This window comes from Halobacillus sp. (assembly GCF_049282395.1).
Classification (GTDB): domain Bacteria; phylum Bacillota; class Bacilli; order Bacillales; family Halobacillaceae; genus Halobacillus.
Map to the genome: position 1 here is coordinate 1 of NZ_JBAPTY010000242.1, position 18,244 is coordinate 18,244.

The window sequence follows — 18,244 nt, forward strand, 5'->3', positions numbered from 1 at the left end:
TACAGTAGAATAAAATACGCGTTAATAGAGAAAAAGGCAGTTGAGTTTTAATACTCAGCTGCCTTTTTTTATGGGAGTTAAAATGCGCAGGTGAAAAGACGCTGCATTTTCATGTATTTGTACATCATACGTGCATGACGACCTTCAACCGTATAAGGGTTCTGCAGTTGCTCTAATTGGCGTATAAAAGCTATGTCACATTCACAGTAATTCCTGTAATACCTGTAACATTCATCGTGAGCCTTGCAGGCAGCATCTACCACGTTGACTGACGTCCCTGGTCCGCTGCACCCCGGCCCGCAGTATCTATATCCCGGGAATAAACATAAGCCTGGACGATAGGGGCGTTTATAGCGTTTCATTTTACTTCCTCCTGCTCCAAAAAAGCTAAACCGTGCGTCTGACTGCATGTGCTATATCATATGATTCTTCTTCTATTTAGTCTCTTCATCAGCCCAGGGAGGAAGGTTTATGAAAAATATAAAGATAAGGATCGTATCGCAAGAATTTCTGAAATTCCACGAATGGGTTGTTAAAAATTTTAATGGAGCGGGTATGGTCTAAATAGGCAGCTTTGATAAGAGCTGAATCAGGATTAAAAAAATTCTGTTTGATCTCCTTTCATTTTAACAACTTGCAAATTGACCAAAATGGCTGCATACGATGAAACAAGAATCGAAAAATTGAATGAGGATGACTAAAACAGGTTATACCACTAAGAGCGGATATTATATTGTAAGGAGGATTCACTATGGCTTATAAATCAATTATATTAGGAACCGGACCAGCAGGATTGACAGCTGCTGTGTACTTAGCTAGAGCGAATATGGAACCCCTGGTTATTGAAGGACCTGAACCAGGCGGGCAGCTTACGCTAACGACAGAAGTAGAGAATTTCCCTGGATTTCCGGATGGAATCATGGGACCTGAACTAATGGATAATATGAAGAAGCAGGCCGAACGTTTTGGAGCTACTTTTAAACGAGGCTGGGTCACGGATGTCAATGTCGATCAGCGCCCTTTCACACTGAATGTAGATGGTTTAGGAGAGCTCGAGACGCAAACGCTGATCATATCCACAGGGGCGTCTGCTAAGCTGCTTGGCATTCCGGGAGAGAAGGAAAACATCGGAAAAGGTGTAAGCACCTGTGCTACTTGTGATGGGTTCTTTTTCCGTAACAAAAAAGTGATTATCGTTGGGGGCGGCGATTCCTCAATGGAAGAGGCTACTTTCTTATCAAAGTTCGCAAGTGAAGTACAAGTCGTGCATCGCCGCAATGAATTGCGCGCGTCGAAGATTATGCAGGAGCGAGCGAAAAATAATGATAAGATCACGTGGGCTCTTAATAAAACACCAGTAGAAATGGTTTCAGATGGAATGAAGATTACAGGTTTGAAAGTGAAAGACAATGAAACAGAGGAAGAGGAAGTAATTGAAACAGACGGGATTTTCGTAGCCATTGGACACAATCCAAATACCGAATTCTTAAAAGGTAAGCTGGATATGGATGATAAAGGCTATCTTCTAGTAGAGCCTGGTACAACCGATACAAATATTCCTGGCGTATTTGCCTGCGGCGATGTACAGGATCAGAAATACAGGCAGGCAGTTACGGCAGCAGGTACAGGTTGTATGGCTGCTATGGACTCTGAGCGTTTCCTTGAAGGAGAAGCCGTCATTGATTGGAGTCAAAACCTATCATAAAACTAAAAACCACCTTTTACGGTTATAGGTAAAGGGTGGTTTTATAATGGGATTGTTAGCTTTATGGTTGAACTATAATCTACAGGTTATTCCACAAACAGGCCGGATACTGTAAGACTCAGTTTCGAGATATTTGTTTACTGTGAGGGTCCTGCGGGGGATGATTCGCTTTCCACGGGCATGTGCTGAGCCTCCTCGGGCTAACGCTCTCCGGGGTCTCACCGATCATGTTTATCCCGCAGGGGGTCTTCATCATCCCCCTCCGGACCTTGCCGAATCAGATGCTCGAAACCAATTCATACATCACCTGCGTAATGAGGAATTAGATCATGGTTTGTGCCTATTTTCAGGATGTAACGACCCACAATAGCCTATCATAAAAGCATTTGATCCAGATCAAGGAGGAGAATCTTTCTCTTCAAGAAGAGTCCGTTCATATGAAAGGGTGGGCTGGTGGGGAAATGGCGAGACTCCCATGGGAGAAGGAACTAGGTGAGATCCCGCAGGGAGTGCAACGAGCGAGGAAGCTCACCGTTCCCCCATAGGAAAGCGAGTTATTTCCCCACCAGCCCTCCTCCATTTAACGTAAAGGACCCAATTATCTCGAAACGGAGTCTTCAACAAACGGGAGCTTATCTGTAATAAGCACCTCGGATAATGATCAGTATAATCACTAAAAGCCTCAACCTCCCTTTGATTTGGGAGGTTGAGGCTTTTAAGTGAAAAATTATTTGAGTAGACGATGCTCAAAAGGAAAGTCAGAGAAATTTTCTACGCCATCTTTCGTTACGAGAAGCTGTTCCTCTAACTTGACTCCTTCTTTACCACCGGGTGAGCCAATATAGCTTTCTACAGAAAGTACCATATTTTCTTGAATGACCCCATCATATCCTTTTTCTTCGAAATCCTGTGGATAAACAATATAAGGGTATTCTCCGCTTAGGCCGGTACCATGAGCTACAGTAAAGTAGCGATTTGGGAAGAACTCATCCGGAATCTGCCAGCTTTTTTCAGCGTACTCCCGGAAGGTCATGCCAGGTTTTAATAAGTCGATATTATACTGGATCTGCTCATAAGCGGTCTGATACAGGCGTTTCTGCTCGTTCGTAGGTTCCGAATCCCCACACAGAAATGTTCGGCTGATATCGGTGAAAAAACCGAAAGGACCATTCATATCCGTATCAAAAGCAACAAGTTCCCCTTCATTAATTACCTTATCACTGCATTCCTGGAACCATGGATTTGTACGATTTCCAGAGTTTAGAAGCCGCGTTTCCACATAGTCTCCACCTTGAGCGATGTTTACCTGATGTAGATAAGACCAGAGTTCATTTTCTGTAATTCCTGGTTCCAGAGCCTGCTGCATGCGGATCATACCTTCTTCTGCTGTACGAACAGAAATTTTCATCGCTTCAATTTCCTGCTTGTTTTTAATACTTCGGGCATGCTCGATTGGTTCCTGCCCGTCGCGGACGTCGATTCCTTGTTTGGCAAGCTCCACAGCCCCTACAGAAGGGATATAATCGACAGCAAGTTTCTGGTTAGAACCTGCATGCTGAGCCATCAAATCAGCAATTTCTTTTGCCCATTCTTTCGCATTATCATAAAGGTTCTCACCAGAGGCTACATAAGATAGAGTGATGGCTGGTCTAACTTCATCAATGGTTTCGAGTCCTTCTGACAGATGTTCACAATTAGGGAAATCGAACAGTGTGACAGGTCCCTCTGTTGGGATGAATACATAGCGGCCTGGGTTTCTCAGCATAAATACCTGCATGTTCCTGCTGCCTGTTGCATAACGCAAGTTCACCGGGTCAAAAATGACGATACCGCCGTATCCCAGCGCTTTTAGCTGGTCACGAACACGGCCCAGCCTGTATTGGCGCATACGGACAAGATCGATCTGAGTTTTATCATGTCGGTTACTCGTCAGTTTAGAGATAGTAATTCCTCCTCATTCACGTTTGTGTATTAACTAACATATTACAATAAGATATAACTTATTGCAATAGGTAGTGAGGAGGCTTAATTTCCAATTTCTACCTTATAATTAAAGCCGGAAGGAAGGTATTTCGTGCGGCTGTATTCGATAGGCTTCAACCCGCTGCCCGTTGTTGTCCGTTCAATATCAATGAGAGCTTCTCCGGGGCTGACCCCTAATACATCAGCTTCAAACGAGGTGGCATTAGATGCAGATACATCTTCTTGAATATTCGTATAATAAATTCCTTGTTCTCCTAACTTCGGGAAGATATCGAAGGACGTATCTATATCATTTTCAATGGTTTTACCGATAGAGTAGGGAAGAAACAATTGTTGAAATGCAATTGGTTTTCCATCAGCTAATCGGATTCTTTCAATCAGAAACATATCTTCCTCTTCAGTGAGCTCTAGTGAACTCCGGGCGTGGAGTGCATGAGAAGCTTTACCGGAACGGATTACTTTTATAGAGAAGTGGGTCCCTTTTTCATGATGGAGGACGCCGGGATTCACTCCTTCTTCCGGAGGAATCGTGCGCACTCTCGCGGGAGATCCTCTCCGGGTTTCCAACACCCCGTTCTGAACGAGTTCCCGTATCGATTGCCGAATCGTAGTTCGGCTTACGTTGTACATCTCAATCAACTGACTTTCAGAAGGGATCGCATCCCCTGGCTTCCATACTCCATCTTTCACGTTGTGGATCATTTTATTTTTAATTTGTATATATAAAGGCAGTTTTCTTTGATTTTTAGCCATGTTAAAACTCCTTCAGAATGAATTGAATCGTTTCCTCTTGCTTTTATTTTAAAGGAGCTTGTGTATTCATGCCACCTTGCCTACAATTCAGCATACGAAAAAGGACGCCCAGAGGACGTCCCTTTCACCATTATTTGTGTGTTTTTTTCCGGATCCATAAGAAGGAGAGGAGAACGGATAAGAGAGATACGGCAAGTGTAGCTTTGAAGTACGGTGGATAATACGTAAAGGATACATGGTTCTGTCCTTCTTCAAGTTCCACCCCAAGATAGGCATAGTTCGCACGTAAGACTTTCTTCGATTCTCCGTTAACCTCCACATGCCAGCCTTTTTCATAAGGGACAGGAAGCGTAAGGAATTGATCGTTCTGATTGTTATTCATTTGAATATCGATCTGGTTTCCATTCACAGCCACGCTGGAAACCTCATGGGCTTCGTCGTAGGCTTTCTCAAGTGTTTCATAGGTTGCGTAGTGCAATTCCAGTTCGGCCAGTTGGTAATCACCTTTAGGTACACGTATGGAAATTCTTTCGTCAGCTGGAACGCGGATCGTCACATCGTTCATTCCAGTTCGGTAAAAGGACTCCCGCGATTTTCTCGATGTTCGGTAATCATTCACATACAAGGGAAACCACGGAGCGGATTTGACGTTATTTTTTATATAAAAGGATACATAAATATCTTCTGCATTTTTAGGAAGCGAGTTGAGCTGCAAATCTAAACCGCCTGTTTCTTCGGTTACCTGCAGCCGCTCACCCTGATAAGTGCCTCCGACTGCTTTTACCTCGGCGTCATCCATCAGATCAGGGAGCGGATTAACGGGAGAAGTATCGGAGTCGGGATTTTCTAAAATGATTCCTTCAAGCATAGCTTGTTCCCGCTTAATCATGGAAGCATCTGATAGGGAATCTACACGGTAAACCTTGCTTGTCGTACGTGCAAAGGGCAGCAGCTTTGTATTTCGATAGACTTGATAGTTCCTGCTTTCTATATAAGGCTCAAATCCATAAGGCATATTCCTGTCAGAACCCTTTTTAGTCATAATGTATTTTCCGCTTAAGGAGCTGTACAAGTTGGCTCGATCCCCGAATCCGGAATAACGGCTGATACTCTCTTGTTTCATATCGACTTCCATATCCTCATAATACCAATAGAGGATATGTTCATTTAATATACTCGAATAGACACTGGTCCCGCTGAAATCCTGTATAAGCGGGATATTATTACGGTCATCCATGCCTTTCCATTCAAATCGATAGAAGGAACTTGGATCCTTCTCCTGGACGCGGTCCACAAGCTGTTGCTGTTCAGGAGAAGCATAGCCATCACTAAGGATATAATCTTTAGTGGTTTCTTTTAGATTTCCTGCTTTATAAAGTTTGTCATGCTGATAAACATTCATCATCCCTGCGTTCAGCAGCACAATGATCACGCCTCCTGCTACCCAGGTTTTGTTATGCTGAATACTAAGCAACAGGAAAGCTGCTATGGAGATCCCTGCTTGATACAGCATGTATTGATCAAATACGCTTTCGATTTGATAATAGGGATCTCTCCAGGCAAAAAAGTAATAGCTAAGGCCTGTCAGAAAGATCGCCACGAAAACTTCCCATTTTTTTACCTGATTCATTAACTGCAGGCCTGCTGCGACTAGCCCGCCGGCTGCAAAAAAGCCGAGGTATTCAAAACGGTGTCGTGGGGCAGAGAAGCCGTTAAAGGCGCTTCCCATAAATGGACTGAAGTGAAAAAGGATAAATAATAGTGTCAGGACAGCAAACAACCGGAATATTTTATTTTTATAAAAAGAAAAAAGAAATAGAAAAAGCACCACAATGGTCGACAGTAAAAATGTGCGGCTGTCGAGCAGCATGTTATCGCTGAAGTCAAAAAGCGGCCTCTCTTGATTAAACGCCGGTCTGTAGTTATGAAAGTACGCGTATAAGGTAGGTACAAAAGAAATAGAAGCGGCTCCCATTCCTAGTACTACTGACATGACATAGAGCTTAAGCTGCTGGAGTTTCCCTGTTTCTTCTTTCTGCAGAGAAATAAGCCAGCGAACGAGAATATAAATGCCAGAGAAAATGAAGCTTATATAAGCAAAGTAGAAATTGTTAAACATAGTTGCGACAATTGCGAAAATAAACCAGCCCGGCTTTTGTTCACGGATGATTTTTTCAATCCCAAGAATTAAAAGGGGGACGAATAAAAAGGCGTCTGCAAAAAATTCCCAGTAAGATACATGTCGAAAGTAAATAACGGAAGCACCGTAAAGAGCTGCGCCAATAAAAGATGGAATGGTACGGAGCGACATATATCTAAAAACATAAGTGGTAAGCAAAATGACAAGGGTCATGCGAATGATGCTGCTGAATATAATAGCTTGAGCCCAGAACAATGAGTCGGGCTTTCCAATTACATGCAGCAACTCCAATAAAAAGACCACTCCCACCGTCACAAGGAAGAAGAGGTTTGTTGAGAAGTAATAACCCAGCTGACCGAAAAATCCTCCTCCAAAACCGAAATCGAGCGAATAAAAGAAATTCAAGCTCGTGTAGTTCTCGTATAAAAATTGTTTGAAGGGAATCATTTGGTTCAGCCCGTCATTTGGCCCTGCCATGAACGTTCCTTCCATCCATTGCCTTAAAAAGAATAGATGGGATAAGGTGGCGATAAGCAGACCTGAGAAGAATAGGATCGTGATTTTTTGTTTATTCATAAGGGACCACCATTATTGTTTTAATATTTTACTTGTGACGATAAAAGTTACCGGAACGGTGAAAAATACCGCAATCAGCGGCGCAACATTACTGTTTAGACTAAGTAAATCAACCAGAACAAAGACAAGAATGGATGAAACACCTACGTTGACCACTTGAGTTAATGGGAACTGCAGGAATTTTTTGAGTGTCGGTTTTACTTTATAAGTGAAATACGTATTTAGAAAAAAAGAAATAACAAAGCTTATGAGAAAGCCCGTTATGTGAGCTATCATATAATGAAAATTTAGTAAGTTATGGAGGAATAAGAACACAATGTAATAATTAAGAGTGTTCATTCCCCCAACCAGGATGAAACGTGTAAGTTCATTGTTTAGTGAGTTGATCTTTAGTGTCATGAATATTCGTATCCTTTACAAGATAGTGTGGACGGCGTTTGACCTCATTATAGATACGGCCTATATATTCTCCGACGACTCCAAGACTTAGCAATTGAACGCCGCCAAGGAACAGGATCGCTGAGATGGTGCTGAAATAACCAGGTACCGCAATACCTGTTCTAATAATTTCTATAAAAATAAAGCCGATGTATCCAAGCGATAGTAATAAAGTGAGGAGACCTGCATAAAAGCAAACCCTCAGTGGTTTGGTATTGAAAGAAACAAGGCCGTCAATTGCATAGTTTAACAGTTTTGAAAACGACCACTTTGAATCTCCTTCCTGTCGGCTCACATTTTCATAATTAATCACTTTTTCTTCGTATCCGACCCAGGAAAATAGTCCTTTGGAGAAGCGGTTCCCTTCACTCAGTTTTAAAATGTCATTGACGACGGCTCTGCTCAATAGACGGAAATCGCCAATACCATTTTCTAATGTTACGTCTACCAGCTGATTGATAACTTTATAGAAGGTTGAGGACAGGGCTTTTCGGAGAGGAGACTCTCCCGTTCGAGTGCGACGGGCAATTACCTGGTCATATCCTTCTTCATATCCTTCAACCATGGCCGGCAGGAGAGAGCTCGGGTGTTGAAGATCTGCATCCAGAATGATAACAGCTTCCCCCTTCGATTTTTCAAGCCCTGCCAGCATAGCTGCCTCTTTCCCGAAGTTACGAGTGAAGGATATATATTTTACTTGATCATGAGCTGAAGCAAGCATCTGAATTGACTCTAACGTATGATCCTGGCTGCCATCATCAATAAAGATGAGTTCATAATCGTAATGGAGCGGTTCCATTTGATTATGTATAGCCTCATAGATCATAGGAATATTTTTTTCTTCGTTAAAAGAAGGCAGAATTAACGATATTAATGATTTATTCATTCTTTCACCTCAAGATTACATGGTCAAGGAGCCATGATTATACTTCCTTTTCTTTTTTTCCTCTAACATCTTCCCTTAATTGTGATTTTTTAAGCGTGTAGAAAGAGGAAAGGTACTTCCTTCCTGATTTTGATTATACGATTCTATTATTCTGAATAATGGGGAATAGGAAAAAGTAAGCCGTGAAACTTTACATGAGTTAATACGTAAGTGAATTATAAGTAATAGTGATGAAGGGGCGTGGGGAAATAGATGTTAAAAGTTCTTTCAATAAATTCAAAATGTTTAAATGACTCACGAACAGTCAGAGTCTATACACCGGATGATTATGGTGAAAAAGAAAAAAGTTATCCTGTTGTATATATGCATGATGGTCAAAACGTTTTTCGCGATCAATCTGCTATAGGGGGCATATCCCTGAATTTAGAACATTTTTTAGACAGAAATAAGCTTGAAGTCATTGTGGTTGGAATAGATTCGAAGCCTGGAGAACAGAGAAAAGTCGAATACTGTCCATGGGAAAACGGGGAGTACAGCAGGAACATGATGAAAGATGAAAGTCGAATCGGTGGGGGCGGAAAACAGTACATAGAATTTGTGGTTCAGGAGTTAAAACCGTATATTGACCAAAACTATCATACCCAGCCGGATCAATCAGCCATGGCTGGAATTTCACTTGGTGGCTTAATCTCTACTTATGCGATGTGTAAATATCCAAGCCTCTTTAAAAGAGCGGCAGCAATATCGTCTGCTTTTTTTCGTAATCAGGAGGAAATGGAACAACTTGCTCATAGAGCTGATTTATCTTCTGTGGAAAGGTTTTATGTTGATTGTGGAACTCTCGAAGCAGGGAGCGATGAGGAAACTATTAATCAGGGGTTCATAGAATCAAATCAGCGTATATACGATATAGTAAAGCATAAGATCAAACCTTCTAAATTTAAGATTATTGATGGTGGTGAGCATAACTACACTCATTTCCGCCGCCGAGTTCCAGAATTTTTCCCTTTTTTAATAGAGGGTTGGAAGAGTAGGACTAGTACTAGTAAAAAGGGTGAAGCTTTCTAAAAGAAGTGAAATAGATCATGCTAGTATGTCTACTGGTAAGCTCCCGATTCTGTAAAAAGACTCTTCGGGAGGGGCACCACGGTATTGATCCCATCCCCAGGAGTGTACACTTGGGGGCGGGATTTTTTATTGGAATGGCTTTGTTAAACTTCAGTGTTGATTTTAAGGTTAAGCTCCCGTTTGTTTAAGACTCAGTTTCGAGATAAAGGGGTCCGTTACGTTAGATGGTTAAGGGTTGGTGGGGAAATAACTCGCTTTCCTGTGGGGGAACTGGCAAGCCTCCTCAGTCGTTATCACTTCTTGTGGGGTCTCGCCTAGCTCCTTCTCCCACGGGAGTCTCGCTATTTCCCCACCAACCCATCAATCTCTTGTGAACGGACCCTGCTAATAGGAGAAGGGGGGAATCTTAAATCGTCTAAATGCTTTTATAGCGGCGCTTATACATCTGAGGACGAGCGAAATCGATCGTTGACCATAGGTGGTCCTTCCTCATCGGGTAACTTTTTTGTAGAGGATTTCGAGCTTCTGATTTGGCAAGGTCCGGAGGGGGGGGCGATGAAGACTCCTATGGGATAAAAATGATCGGTGAGACCCCGGAAAGCTTTAGCTTGAGGAGGCTCAGCACATGCCCACGGAAAGCGAATCGCCCCCCGCAGGACCTTCACTCTAACCTTCTACTATACGGCCTTATTGCGTAATAAGCCTCTTACTGAAAAATCAACAATAAACTTTAACAGAGCTATTGGAATAAACTTTTCCTGTATCTAAACAATGGTAGGGCGATTACTATAAACCTATTGATTTTATAAGTGAACTGAATCAACTTGATAACGAAAACTTAAAACAAACGTTTGTCGGTCTCGTAGAAAATAAAGTAAGGAGAAGGGATGTGAAATGGTGAAAGACTACGTGAAAGATATGAGAAGTTTAATTGGAACCCGCCCCTTTATTATTGCAGGGTCTACGATCTTGCTTCAAAATCCAGATGGTAAAATTTTGTTCCAATTCAGGTCGGATACAAAGGAGTGGGGTCTGCCTGGAGGAGCTATGGAGCCAGGCGAAAGTTTCCTTGAAACGGCAGAAAGAGAGCTGCATGAAGAAACAGGACTCGTTGCCTTGAACTACCTGCATCTTGGAACTTTATCTGGAAAGGAACTTTATTTTCAGTATCCAAACGGAGATGAAGTCTACAATATTATCGGTGTATTCCTTGCTTCTAACATAGATGGGACCTTAAAGATAAATGATGACGAGAGTTTAAGACTATGCTATTTCTCTTATGAGGATCTGCCTGAAAAATTAGATGAGCGGGCAAGGATGATCCTGAAAACATATCGAAGTTCTTTATAAGGATAGGAAAGCAGGTGGGGAATGTTGAATTCTTGAAAAGAAGCCGGATAGATTTGCATGAAATAGTAGAAGAGGATTGGCAGACTGTTCACTCTTACGCATCTATTCCAGCTGTGAGCCAATACCAGCCCTGGGGACCAAATACAGAAGAACAACTCAGGGGATACGTGAATCAGATCATTAGAGAGGCTTTGCATCAACCGCGAACACGGTATGCATTTGGTATGCTCTGGATAGAGGGAATCATCAGTTTTCAGGTGTAGGTGAGTTGAATATTAAGAGTGAAGCCAATAAACAGGGAGAAATCTCATATATCGTTCATCCTGGTTTTCCAGGAAAAGGTCTGGCGACCGAACTAGCCGGTATGCTAATAGAATATGGATTCAATAAACATAATCTTCACAGGATTTATGCGACTTGCGACGTAAGAAACGTGGCATCCTCCCGTGTGTTAGAAAAAAATGCTATGAAAAAGGAAGGTTGTCTGCACGAAGATGTACTTGTAGATAACCAGTGGCGTGATTCTTATCTTTACGCCATTTTGGAACCGGAATGGCGTCGTTAGAAAACTTTTCGATTCGTGAACGGAGGGGAAAGGATTGAAACGGATTATGGTGATGGGAATTTCTGCAGGAGCAGGAAAATCTACCTTTGCCCGGCAATTGGGAGACCAGTTAAATATAAGTGTTTTTCATCTTGATGTTTTCTACTGGAAACCAGGCTGGATCGAAGCAGGCTTGCCAGAATTCAAAAGCAAGCAGGAGGAAGTGGTGGTAAGGGACTCCTGGATCATGGAAGGGAATTATAGTTCGACCTACGACTTGAGAGCTTACTATGCAGATACAATTATTTACCTGGAGCTGCCGCTTCTTCTTTGTCTCTACCGTGTAATCAAAAGGTGGTGGCTCCATCGCGGAAAAACGCGTGCAGACATGGGGGAAGGGTGTGAAGAAAAACTTGATCTTGAATTTATTAAGTTCATTGTTACCACCTATTATCCTCGTAAGAAGAAAATGAAAAAGAGGCTGGAGGCGTTTCAAAGCATGAGCCCTGAAAAAAAGGTCATTGCTTTAAAAAGCAGGAAGGAAATCAAAGATTTCTTTAAGTGCCTGGCTTCTGAAGGTTAGTCCAGGACTTTCGAAGAGATGGTATGCAACAGGAATGATAAGGAAAAAATGAATAGAAATTGTCATAAATTCATCAGTTCTATCCTTAGAAGTTTGGAGCAGGATGCATTATAATGAAATTAATGTGTGAATTAATTCACAAATAGCTTCAGTTAGGAGTTTATATAGATGAAACATTTGAGCAAATTGGCCTTTGGTCAAAGAAAAGTGATTCTCGCTTTGTTCATCATTTCTCTTATCATTGGTGGAACGATCATAGGACAGGCTTACTTTTTTGTAGCCATTGTGGACCGTATATTTTTAGAGCAGCAATCGTTTCAGGACATTGTTCCGCTGCTCGCTGGACTTTTATTTGTTCTGGCTGGTCGGGCAGGGTTTACGTGGCTTCATGGTCGTACCGGTGTGAAAATGGCAGCCCGTGCAAAGAGTCATTACCGTCAGGCTATCATACAAAAATTTTCAAGAAATCCTATTCAAGCTTCTTTGAAAGGGCAGTCGGGCCGTAAAGTAAGTGTTCTTATGGATTCAGTAGACGAAATAGACGGCTATTTTAGTAATTACGTACCTCAAATGATTCAGACGGCTGTCATCCCGCTTATGATTCTCATTGTTGTGTTTACGCAGCACATTTATTCCGGACTCATTATGCTGATTACCGCTCCGTTTATTCCTTTTTTTATGGCAATTGTCGGAGTCATGACGAAGAAAAAGTCAGAAGAACAAATGGAGAAACTTTCTGCTTTCTCCGGTAAGTTTCTAGATACACTTCAAGGTTTAACAACGTTAAAGCTATTTGGAAGAGCTCAGAAGCAGAAAGATGAAATAGAAAAGAGCAGCCTCGGCTTTCGTGATGCTACCATGGGCGTTTTGAAGGTAGCCTTCATTTCATCGCTTATGCTTGAGTTTATATCCATGCTCAGTATTGGTTTGATTGCACTGGAAATTTCCATTCGTTTAGTGGTATATGAAAGCATTCCGTTTTTCTCTGCTTTTTTCATTTTGGTATTAGCCCCTGAATTTTACTTAACTCTTAAAGATTTCGGCAGTGCTTTTCATACAGGACGTGGAAGTTCGGGTGCTGCCAATCAGCTGGCAGAGGAGCTGAATGAAACCGAATCTTATATAGAGTGGGGAGAAGGAAAACTATCTGCAGGGTCTAAGCCTCCATCATTAGAACTTGATAACGTGCAATTCAGCTATGGAAAAGAAGAGGGGTTATTTGCACTGGAAAATATTCAGGCAACGATTCCCGCTTATTCACAAACTGCGATCGTCGGGAGAAGCGGCTCTGGTAAATCTACATTGCTCCATGTGGTAGCTGGGCTGATCCAGCCTTCAGAAGGGCGAGTGAAAGTAAATGGGGAAGCTCTTTCCTTTTACCAGGAGCACGAATGGTTCAAGGAAGTCAGTTATATTTCACAGCATCCTTATTTATTCTCGGGAACCATTGCTGAAAATATTGCGATTGGCGGTCGTGGTAATCACTCAATGAACGACATTAAAGCTGCTGCTCAGAGAGCGGGAATTGCAGAGCTTATTGAATCTCTGGAGCGAGGCTATGATACTCCTGTTGGAGAGGCAGGCCGCGGACTTTCAGGTGGTGAAAAACAGAGACTTGCGATAGCGCGAGCTTTTCTAAAACGTCCGTCTGTTATCCTTTTTGATGAGCCTACCACAGGACTAGATTTAAAGACGGAGCGCATCTTGCAGGAATCGATGAAGGAGCTCTCTAAAACATCAACCGTTATTACAGTAGCGCATCGTCTTCATACGATCAAAAACGCCGACCAGATCCTGTTCTTAGATCAAGGGAATCTGGCTGCTTTAGGACCTCATGAAGTATTAATGGAGAGTCATCCGGAATATAGGGAAATGGTCCGGCTTCAGCAAGGAGGAACGCCAGCATGAAAGACATAAGCCAAATGATTAAGCTTGTGGCAATGGAGAAAAAAGATGTTCTGTTATCGATTTTGTTTGGTTTTCTAGCTGGAATGTCGGCTGTCGGGCTTTTTGCCTCAAGTGGCTATTTGATTTCGCGAGCCGCTCTTGTCCCGCCGCTATATGCCCTCACGGTCCTGATTGCCTTCTTAAAATTATTCGGGTTTGCAAGGGCTTTGGGACGTTATGCGGAGCGTTACTATTCCCATCGCGCGACTTTCACGATGTTAAGTAATATTCGGGTGGCCTTTTTTGAGAAACTGGAGCCTTATGCTCCGCGTGTTTTTCAAAAATACAGGAGTGGTGATCTGCTGGCTCGGATTGTGGGAGATGTGGAAAGTCTGCAAAACTTTTTCCTAAGGGTCTATTATCCTCCGGTAGTTCTCGTTGTCATCTTTTTAAGTACGATTGTGTTTACGTCGATCTTTTCTACACAAATTGCAATCGTATTGCTTCTTGGGCTTGTCCTTACAGGAGTGTTTGTTCCCTTTTTATTTTCATTAAGGCAGAGAACGATTGAAAATAGAGTAAGGGAAACGCGAGGAGAATTATCGATAGATGTAACGGAATTTCTTTATGGATTCCGTGATTTGAAAATTTATCAGCAATTGGAGGATAAAGAAGAACGGCTGCATGAATCCTCTGCTTCTTATATTAGAGAACAGGAGCGGGAGGGTATGCAGAGAATCTTCAGCCATTCAGTTAATACGCTGGTGTCCTTACTAATCTCCTGGGTAGTATTGGGACTGGGAGCTTATCTGGTTGCCAGGGGAGATTTAAATGGCTTGTTTTTAGCGATGCTTGTGATGATTTCGCTTACGGTATTTGAAAATGCTACTCCCATGGCCGTCCTTCCCAGTCACTTAGAAGACAGTAAACGTGCTTCCGGACGACTGTTTTCCATAGGCGATGAAATGATTGAGGATAAAGGCAGGCTGCATCTGGACGGCGGGGAGTCATACGGGTTTGAAATGAGCGGAGTAGATTTTCGTTTTCCTGAGGAAGAGCGGCAGACTTTGCAGCAAGTAAATTTGAAAATTCCAGCAGGTTCCAAGACTGCTCTCGTTGGTCCAAGTGGGTCAGGTAAATCAACTTTACTGCAGCTGCTCTTAAAAATTCATACCTCTGATCAAGGAGAGGTCTGGTTGAATGACCATCCAATGGAGCGCATTGATGAAGAGAGTATTTGGAACAGGAGCAATGTCGTTCTGCAGGAAAATCACTTCTTTTTTGGTACTGTTCGGGAGAACCTGCAATTGGCTAAAGATGACCTTACGGATGAGCAAATGCTGGACGCACTTCGTGACGTAGAGCTTGGCTCTTTCCAGTTGGACTACCCCGTATTTGAAAAGGGAGAAAATCTCTCAGGTGGAGAAAAACAGCGTCTGGCAATTGCACGTGCGTTGCTGAAAGGAGAACAACTCTGGATACTGGATGAACCTACTTCTTCTATAGATGCTCTAACTGAACGGATAATTTATGAACGTTTGTTTAAGCAGGCGGAAAGGGATACTCTGATCCTGGTTAGTCACCGTCTTACAGGTCTTGAACTCATGGATCAGATTATTGTGATGGATGAAGGTACGATTGTGGAAAAAGGAACTTACAATGAATTGATGCATAAGCAAGGCTACTTCTATGAAATGAAACAAATCGAAAAAACCATCTTCGGATAAAAGCAAGATGAAGCAAAAAAATTCCACCTCAGGTCATCCAGAAAATGGATGACCTGAGGTGGTTTAATTTTTCCGGAAATCAGGGAGGAGACTTGGAGAGATTCCCTGACTGCCGCTTGGTTCACGATTACTAGTAGTACGGATAATATGGATACTGATAGTAAGGATAAGGAGTAAAGTAAGGAAAAAGGGCAAGGGCAGTTAATCCTGCAATGGGGAGTACAGATCGCCGGAAACGACGAGCTCTTCTTCGCCCATAACCACCATAACCGAATTGACGATCGTTCGAACTTGAGCCTTGAGCTTCACCTTCACCTTCACCTTTTTCATCTACCATAACATCTTCACTGATCAGCATCGTGATTTTATCATTTCTCACATCAATGATAATTCCATCCACTGTGCTCCCGTCCTCAAGCGTAACCATTACGTGGTAATACTTGTGTTGTTCGCACTGGCTTTCAGTAGGTTTCGTGTGAGATGGCTGCTGGTACATATTCCTTTCATCTGTCACTGTTAATCAACTCCTCACAAAACCATGATATTCACCCATGAAAAATTTGTGACAAACATCCAGCAGCCAGGGTGTTTTTCTATCCATATTTTAGTAAAATGTAGAAAAGGAAAGGTGAGGTGGAGGCATTGGACAAGAAAGCACCGATAGAACTAGGAAACGATATTTATCTAATTGATGGGTTTGACTTAGGGTTTGAAGGTCGCACAGGTACATATGTCTTACAGGCAGAGAAGCTTACTCTAGTAGAAACAGGTCCCAGCCCTTCTGTGCCAAGAATTCTTGAAGGATTAAAAGATTTATCGCTCGCTGCTGAGCAGGTTGAGTATGTTATTTTAACTCACATCCATCTGGATCATGCAGGAGGGGCTGGCTTGCTGCTTCAGGAATGCCCAAATGCTAAAGTTATTGTGCACGAAAGGGGAAAGCGGCACTTAGTTGATCCTTCCAAGCTGATTGCGGGCGCCCGGGCTGTATATGGGGATAAATTTGATCAGCTGTTCGATCCCATTCTTCCTGTTCCTGAAGAAAAAATACTTACGAAATCGGATAGAGAGACACTGGATATTGATGAGAACCGCCGCTTAACTTTTTATGATACTCCTGGACACGCGAAACACCACTTAGGAATCTTTGATTCAGCAAGCCAGGGGATTTTTACCGGAGATACTGCAGGCATACGCTATCATCAAACTGAGCATACTGGCTTAACTTTCTTTCTGCCTACTACATCACCGAATCAATTCGACCCGGAAGCGATGAAGCAATCGATTGAGCGTTTTCGCGCAATGAACCCGAAGCGGCTGTTTTTCGGTCACTTTGGTAAAACTGAAAATCCTGAAGAAGCTTTTGATGAAGTCATTGAGTGGATTCCGGTTTTTGTGGAGGAAGCACGTACAGCTTGGAGCGAGAACGAAGGGACCGCAGGTATAGAACAGCGTCTCCATAGACGCATTGCGGAGTATTTAAATGAAAAAAATATTACAGAAGAACATCCGGTTTTTGAATTGCTGCGCTTAGATTTTGAAGTCTGTGCGATGGGATTGGCCGATTACCTTCGTAAGCAGTTATAATGACTATTATGAACACGTTTATTTCGGGCAGCTGACTTTAATGTGGCCTGCCTGTTCTATACTTATAAAAAAAGGTCATCTATTTACTGTGAAATTTGATAAACTATTAATTAGACTATAAATTTCAGGAGGTAATGTTATGAGCAAAAGAGAATTTGTGACAGCCATTAATTGCATGGACGGAAGAGTCCAACTGCCGGTCATCCATTGGATGCAGGAGAAGTACGACGCTGAATACGTAGATATGATTACAGAAGCAGGGCCGACACGTTATTTACTGGAAGGTTCAACGGACAATCTGAAAGCCATGCAAACGAAAGTAAGTATTTCCTGTGAAAAACACGGTTCTGACATTATTGCTATCGTGGGTCATCACGACTGTGCAGGGAATCCAGTTCCAAGGGAAGAAAAAGTTAAGCAAATTAACCAATCCGTGAAGCTTGTTCAATCGTGGGGTTTTCAAGCAGAGGTTATTGGTCTGTATGTAAATGATAAGTGGGAAGTAGAATTTATTTAATAGAGAGTATAAGATATCTGTGCTGAAGTAAACAAGGTTAATGGAAGCGGAAAAGGAGAGAGAGTCAGATGGGGCAGGCCAGCTGGTTTGAATTAGTAGAAGATGAATGGGATCCTATTTTTTTAGAACTGCAAAGGTTCTCCAATGATAACTGCCGGACGATCACCATCCATCCGTTTACAATCACGAAAAATAATTATGGCCTTTATGAAATAGAAAATGAAGATGTTCATGATTGTGTAAGTACAATGGACCAATGTTACCGTTATCTCTGTGAATATTGCGAGCATTGATAATAAAGGAGATATGCTGACCATTCACGAGATACAGATAACGGATCACATGTTTTTTGCCTGATGTGTTCACGTTTGAGAGACCCCCTCATCTCCTTGTAAAATAAATCATTAGTGAATTTAAGAGGAAACAGGGTGTTAGATGTGACTAAATATATTGTTGTGGGCGCAGGGATTCTTGGTGCTTCAACGGCTTACCACTTAGCA

18 protein-coding genes are annotated in these 18,244 nt (G+C 42.3%); 11 read left to right on the forward strand and 7 right to left on the reverse strand.

From position 1 onward, the window contains the following. Positions 1-77: 77 nt before the first annotated feature. Entirely contained in the window at positions 78-362 is a 285-nt protein-coding gene (locus tag WAM07_RS10400) for a phospholipase (RefSeq protein ID WP_422166623.1), read from the reverse strand. A gap of 389 nt (positions 363-751) precedes the next feature. Here WAM07_RS10400 and trxB point away from each other — a divergent pair, with 389 nt between their 5' ends. Then, positions 752-1,705 (forward strand): thioredoxin-disulfide reductase, encoded by a 954-nt coding sequence (gene trxB / locus WAM07_RS10405; protein ID WP_422166624.1) that lies wholly within the window; start codon positions 752-754, stop codon positions 1,703-1,705. 727 nt (positions 1,706-2,432) lie between these two features. On the opposite strand, the gene WAM07_RS10410 is transcribed toward trxB, so the two are convergent. The 5 genes from WAM07_RS10410 to WAM07_RS10430 form a co-directional block, all read right to left on the reverse strand. Beyond that, positions 2,433-3,593, reverse strand: a complete 1,161-nt coding sequence (locus tag WAM07_RS10410; protein WP_422166626.1) for a M24 family metallopeptidase — start codon at positions 3,591-3,593, stop codon at positions 2,433-2,435. Between the two features lie 137 nt (positions 3,594-3,730). Then, on the reverse strand, positions 3,731-4,441 hold the full coding sequence (locus WAM07_RS10415) for a GntR family transcriptional regulator (RefSeq protein ID WP_422166628.1): 711 nt from the start codon (positions 4,439-4,441) through the stop codon (positions 3,731-3,733). A 130-nt stretch (positions 4,442-4,571) separates the two neighbouring features. Beyond that, a complete protein-coding gene (locus WAM07_RS10420) occupies positions 4,572-7,157 on the reverse strand; it encodes a YfhO family protein (RefSeq protein WP_422166629.1) in 2,586 nt (861 codons plus the stop codon). Positions 7,158-7,169: 12 nt separating this feature from the next. Then, positions 7,170-7,556 carry a GtrA family protein gene (locus WAM07_RS10425; protein WP_422166631.1) on the reverse strand — a complete coding sequence of 129 codons (387 nt, stop codon included), beginning with the start codon at positions 7,554-7,556 and terminating at the stop codon, positions 7,170-7,172. After that, on the reverse strand, positions 7,525-8,481 hold the full coding sequence (locus WAM07_RS10430) for a glycosyltransferase family 2 protein (RefSeq protein ID WP_014641476.1): 957 nt from the start codon (positions 8,479-8,481) through the stop codon (positions 7,525-7,527). Before WAM07_RS10430 ends, WAM07_RS10425 begins: the two co-directional genes overlap by 32 nt. 252 nt (positions 8,482-8,733) lie before the next feature. Here WAM07_RS10430 and WAM07_RS10435 point away from each other — a divergent pair, with 252 nt between their 5' ends. The 7 genes from WAM07_RS10435 (at position 8,734) to cydC (ending at position 15,640) form a co-directional block, all read left to right on the forward strand. After that, a complete protein-coding gene (locus WAM07_RS10435) occupies positions 8,734-9,549 on the forward strand; it encodes an alpha/beta hydrolase (protein WP_422166633.1) in 816 nt (271 codons plus the stop codon). Between the two features lie 894 nt (positions 9,550-10,443). Beyond that, positions 10,444-10,899: an NUDIX hydrolase gene (locus tag WAM07_RS10440; RefSeq protein WP_422166635.1), complete on the forward strand. Its 456-nt coding sequence runs from the start codon at positions 10,444-10,446 to the stop codon at positions 10,897-10,899. A 14-nt stretch (positions 10,900-10,913) separates the two neighbouring features. Then, on the forward strand, positions 10,914-11,162 hold the full coding sequence (locus tag WAM07_RS10445; protein WP_422166637.1) for a hypothetical protein: 249 nt from the start codon (positions 10,914-10,916) through the stop codon (positions 11,160-11,162). A gap of 5 nt (positions 11,163-11,167) precedes the next feature. Continuing rightward, positions 11,168-11,464: a GNAT family N-acetyltransferase gene (locus WAM07_RS10450; RefSeq protein ID WP_422166639.1), complete on the forward strand. Its 297-nt coding sequence runs from the start codon at positions 11,168-11,170 to the stop codon at positions 11,462-11,464. 34 nt (positions 11,465-11,498) lie between these two features. Continuing rightward, positions 11,499-12,026: a topology modulation protein gene (locus WAM07_RS10455; protein WP_422166641.1), complete on the forward strand. Its 528-nt coding sequence runs from the start codon at positions 11,499-11,501 to the stop codon at positions 12,024-12,026. Between the two features lie 168 nt (positions 12,027-12,194). After that, on the forward strand, positions 12,195-13,934 hold the full coding sequence (cydD, locus tag WAM07_RS10460) for a thiol reductant ABC exporter subunit CydD (RefSeq protein ID WP_422166642.1): 1,740 nt from the start codon (positions 12,195-12,197) through the stop codon (positions 13,932-13,934). Then, positions 13,931-15,640: a thiol reductant ABC exporter subunit CydC gene (gene cydC / locus WAM07_RS10465; RefSeq protein WP_422166644.1), complete on the forward strand. Its 1,710-nt coding sequence runs from the start codon at positions 13,931-13,933 to the stop codon at positions 15,638-15,640. Before cydD ends, cydC begins: the two co-directional genes overlap by 4 nt. Before the next feature lie 130 nt (positions 15,641-15,770). On the opposite strand, the gene WAM07_RS10470 is transcribed toward cydC, so the two are convergent. Continuing rightward, positions 15,771-16,154 (reverse strand): hypothetical protein, encoded by a 384-nt coding sequence (locus tag WAM07_RS10470; RefSeq protein WP_422166646.1) that lies wholly within the window; start codon positions 16,152-16,154, stop codon positions 15,771-15,773. A gap of 128 nt (positions 16,155-16,282) precedes the next feature. Between WAM07_RS10470 and WAM07_RS10475 the strand changes: the two genes are divergently transcribed. From WAM07_RS10475 to WAM07_RS10485, 3 genes are all read left to right on the forward strand, one after another. Continuing rightward, complete coding sequence (locus WAM07_RS10475) at positions 16,283-17,227, forward strand: MBL fold metallo-hydrolase (RefSeq protein WP_422166648.1); 945 nt, start codon at positions 16,283-16,285, stop codon at positions 17,225-17,227. 139 nt (positions 17,228-17,366) lie between these two features. Further along, positions 17,367-17,744, forward strand: a complete 378-nt coding sequence (locus tag WAM07_RS10480) for a carbonic anhydrase (protein ID WP_422166650.1) — start codon at positions 17,367-17,369, stop codon at positions 17,742-17,744. Positions 17,745-17,812: 68 nt separating this feature from the next. Continuing rightward, on the forward strand, positions 17,813-18,037 hold the full coding sequence (locus tag WAM07_RS10485; protein ID WP_422166652.1) for a hypothetical protein: 225 nt from the start codon (positions 17,813-17,815) through the stop codon (positions 18,035-18,037). Positions 18,038-18,244: the final 207 nt, after the last annotated feature.